Here is a 4,692-nt window from a genome sequence, read left to right on the forward strand (position 1 = left end):
AAGTAAATCATACCTATTTGATTCAGCAGAGCATGATAAATTTCCGTTAGATATGAAAATCATTTCTTCTTCATTCGCAAATCTTAGCATTTCAAAGGATGGTAAAAGAGTATTCTTCGGTTTGCAAAAAGAAGTTGTGCCGTCTGATCCTTCTCAAGTACAAGTTTGGAATTCACAAGATAAATTTCTTTATCCTGCCAAAATACAAATTGATGATTGGAATAACAAAGCTAAAGTAGCAGTATGGTGGCCAAAAGAAAATCGTTACAGCCAAATTACAAATAATGAATTTCCAAAAGTAATGCTGAGCGAAGACCAAAAACAGGCTTTTGTGTATAATTCGGACCACTATGAACCGCAAGCAAATTATGATGCACCATTGGATATTTATACTGCCAATTTGGAAACAGGAGAGAAAAAAATACTACTTCAGAAACAATTAGGAAATGAAGGAGGTACTTCTGTGTCGATGTATGAAAAGCATATCGTCTATTTTAAAAACAAACATTGGTGGGTTTATGATATGGAAAGCGGACTACATAAAAATTTAACAAAAGATCTTAATGTGGCGTTTTCTGATCAAAATTCGGACTGGCCAGAAGAATCGGCACCGTTTGGCAACCCTGGATGGATTCCGGAAGACAAAACACTTTTCATTTATGACCAGTATGATATTTGGTGTATTGATATTGATCAGTCGAAAGCTTTTCGATTGACAAATGGCAGAAAAAATAAGATGGTGTACAGAATTATCATGTCATCGAAAAACCAGTTATCAAAGATGAATTATGATGCAGGAAATTATAAAGCATCCTTTAAGCCAGAAGAAACGTTAATTATCAAAACACAATCATTAGATCATACAGGTTATTGTTTTTGGAATAAAAAAACAGGATTACAAACTTTGGTAGATAAAAAAATGCGCACTTCTCAATTTGTAACTACTACCACTAATAATAACTTTGTCTATGTAGAGGAAAATTTTAATACCCCTCCAAAACTTGTTTTTAGAGAGACAAAAAAGTCTAAAGAAAAAGTGCTTTTTCAAAGCAATCCCCAGCATTTCAAATACAATTGGGGATACTCTAAATTAATAGAATACACTAACGCCAAAGGCAGTGCTTTAAATGGAGTTTTATGCTATCCTGCGAAATACGATCCAACGCTGAAATACCCTTTAATTGTCTATGTTTACGAAAAGCTAGCAAAAGAATTATATACCTACGTTAACCCATCAGATAACAATCCTACCGGGTTTAATATTGCCAATCTAACATCAAAAGGTTACTTTGTTTTATTACCCGATATCGCGTACGAAGTTGGCTATCCCGGTGCTTCTGCAACAGACTGCGTGATTGCTGCTACCAAAAAAATTATTGCAAGTGAGCGTATTGATTCTTCACGAATTGGTCTTATCGGGCATTCATACGGTGGATACGAAACAAATTACATCATCACCCAAAGTAATATGTTTACCACTGCTGTCGCAGGAGCTGCTATTAACGATTTTGTCAGCGGGTATCTTTGGACTTCTCCAAATTATCAAAAACCCAACTTTTGGCACTATGAATTTGGACAATTGCGAATAGGAAATTCACTTTATGAAGATTATCAAGGCTATCTTAAAAATTCTCCTATTTATTATGCTGATAAAGTGACTACGCCATTATTATCTTGGTCAGGTGAACAGGATGGTCAAGTGCATTATTATCAGAGTATGCAGTTTTATTTAGCATTGAGACGACTTGGAAAAACAAATACTCTATTGATTTATCCAAACGAAGGTCATGTTTTATCAGATCGATTGAACCAACAAGATCTAACCAAAAAAATTGAAGCGTGGTTTGATTACTACTTGAAAGGCAACAGTAAAAATTAATTTAACAATAATTAATTTTCAATAAAAAAGCAATGCAATTCCTTAACTGGAATTGCATTGCCATTTGTACAAACTATGGAATTATGGTCTGTAAATAGGCACTGAACATTGTCCCGACGAATTTTTACCAAAAAGTTGTGCACCATTTGGCACTAAACCTACGGTACAAACAATTCCATTATTTATATTCGAACACATGTCACGTTGTTCACAAGATGTTGCTTGCGGGTTCAATTTAATAAAACCCTGAACTGGAGCAATTGTTTTGGAACGCTGATTCATCGCATTAGTAGTAAATGCACCTGCTATCGCAAGAGCAAATACGGCAACAGGTAAAACCTGCTTTGCAAAATTTGTTTTCATAATAATAAATTTAAAATTATTAACGGTCTACTCTATTACAGGTTTTCGACCTTACCCTGACACTGCAGTATATTTTAATGACTCATTTATTTTTTGTACGCTTTTAGCATAGTTTTACTTAGCTTATAATGAACTAGATACTCACCTATGAATCCGTAAAAATTATCATTTATAACGAAGAAGTTTTTAAGCTTACTTTTTTGAATATTATAGACATAGAAACTACCTTCATAAGAATTTGAATCAATATTATAAATATCTATGATACTTGCTTCATTCCACATTTCCTGCGGTTCATACTTGCCTAACAAGGCTGAATTAACGAATAGCAAATTTTTATAAACTGAACTAGATTTATTTACCACTAATGGAGGGGCTGAAAGTTTCATTTCATTTCTAATTTTCACAGTTGAAACTGTAATTTGAGCCTTGCTTACTGTATCAATTGTTTTACCACGGTAGTCAAGCTCTAAGTATCGATTTGCCACAATAAATTGGTTTCTGTACAAATAAATATATATTAGTTTTTGACTTTTTATATCGAAGTGCAAACTACCATCTACGTCGAAAATACCATCAATTTGCTTTTGAAGTAAGCTTGTATTAAATGATGTTTTGGCATTTTCATCAAACTTCAAAGTACCAAGTTCACTTTCTCCACTTGAGGTATTATTAGAACGAACAGCTAAAGTTGTTGAATCCATGAGCTGGTAATGGGAGAAAGTGGTTGAACCCTTCCATTTTACATATGCTTTCCAATCGTCTATTTTTCCCATATAGATAATAGGTACTGATCCGTCAATGAGATAAAAATTTGGCGGCAAAACTCGAACTTGAACTGATTGAAAAGGATAATTTACGCGATTCGGTTTAATTGTAAATTCGGTTTTGTTCTTTAAAACAGAATCCAATTTTGTTACTAACAGCGGAGCTGTGTAATTACCTAAATAGATCGATTTATCAGTAACGCCAGCAAAGTAATACGAACTAAATTTAAGATTAATCTCATTGACTTTTGTAGCATTGCCGGGAAAACGGCGAATAAAATTGTTTCGTGTATTACTTATCTCTTGCGACAGGTTAAAAATTAGAATTACAGTTCCCGTACTTACGACAGCAGTCGTAAAAACTCCAAAATAAACTAACCGAGACCATTTAATGGATTTGACAGAAGTGCTTTTTCCCACAATAATAATTCCAAGTAAAGCCAGTAATACGAATATGACATTAAAAATTAAATGTTCAGTCCATCCCATTTTTTCTAGAATACCACCACAAGAGCACGGTATAAACGAGCTATAATTTAAAATAATGAATATGTAAACCGTAAACATAATCATCAAACTAAAAGCAGCAAAAAGGCCTACTAGTCTGTAACTATTTAAAAACAACAGTAGTGCAATTAATAATTCTGTCAGAGGAACCAACCAAACTACAATTCCAGCAAAAGCGCTTAGTAAGGGAGACTGGCCCAACTGGATCCGAAAGTTCTCGAAATCCAATAATTTACTTACTGCAGCATATACAAATAGCAGAACAAATAGTAAGCAAATTGTCTCTAGAACGATACTCTTAATTCTTTCATTAAATTTCATGACTTCTGCAATTTAAGTTTAGAGTCATGTAATTGTAAAATCATAAAGATCAAATCTTTGCTAATAACTCCTTGTCAAAATTACAAAAGGTTATTCCTTAGATTATTGTCAAAAACGAGCCAATTCTTTTCATAAACAGGCTTTTTTAGTTAAAGTTTAAAATGTTGGTAATAATCCGAAATTAGTCAATTAAAAAAGTCACAATTGACTGTTTTCTTCCTTCTAGTTGTACTTTAGACAGTAAGCCAATTAAAAACATTTCAAGACCTCTACTACTAAAAGTCACTTATCGTTATGATACTTTATGCGTTTCATAAGAAAGCAAAACATTTTAAACCAATATATAATGGTAATGAGACGCAAAGTAAATTTCTTGATTTATATGGAGGATCCACGTATTACTCAATACGAATTTTCCAAGTAACTAAGAAAACAAAATATTTATCTTGTGTAGATCTCAACTAGCAATAATCACCAATAAAAAGGTATATACTGTTAGAAATATAGTATGACAATTTATAAAAATAGTCGAGTGTATACTATTTAAGAGGTTTCATTTCTTGTTATTGGGTACGGTTGCCAGAACTATCTGCAACGAATTTAAATTTAAAATGGCAGATCAGAAACTGCATTAATTCATTAATATACTGATGTTTTTATGTGAAACGACTTACCTCCTATATAAGCTATCGGACAATTTCACCGACAGTCCAAAATTTGAATTACATCATAATTAGTTATTCGTTTCCTAAAAGATTATTTTTTGTTATGTACGTGAAAAATTACTTACCATGATAATATTTTTTTTTTAAAAGTATTTAACCTGTTTTTGCAGGACTATCAGTTTTTCCAGTA

The 4,692-nt window shown here is 32.6% G+C and carries 3 protein-coding genes; 1 reads left to right on the plus strand and 2 read right to left on the minus strand.

Annotation, left to right across the window (positions count from 1 at the left end):
- On the plus strand, positions 1-1,879 hold a 1,879-nt coding region (locus P8M54_RS11940), incomplete at its 5' end, for a prolyl oligopeptidase family serine peptidase (protein WP_300288103.1).
- An 81-nt stretch (positions 1,880-1,960) separates the two neighbouring features.
- On the opposite strand, the gene P8M54_RS11945 is transcribed toward P8M54_RS11940, so the two are convergent.
- Together P8M54_RS11945 and P8M54_RS11950 are read right to left on the minus strand one after the other, a co-directional pair.
- Positions 1,961-2,242 (minus strand): DUF6520 family protein, encoded by a 282-nt coding sequence (locus tag P8M54_RS11945; RefSeq protein WP_300288104.1) that lies wholly within the window; start codon positions 2,240-2,242, stop codon positions 1,961-1,963.
- Positions 2,243-2,328: 86 nt separating this feature from the next.
- Positions 2,329-3,837 (minus strand): MauE/DoxX family redox-associated membrane protein, encoded by a 1,509-nt coding sequence (locus tag P8M54_RS11950; RefSeq protein ID WP_300288105.1) that lies wholly within the window; start codon positions 3,835-3,837, stop codon positions 2,329-2,331.
- Positions 3,838-4,692: the final 855 nt, after the last annotated feature.

The sequence above is a fragment of the Flavobacterium sp. genome (assembly GCF_029242675.1).
Taxonomy (GTDB): Bacteria; Bacteroidota; Bacteroidia; order Flavobacteriales; family Flavobacteriaceae; genus Flavobacterium.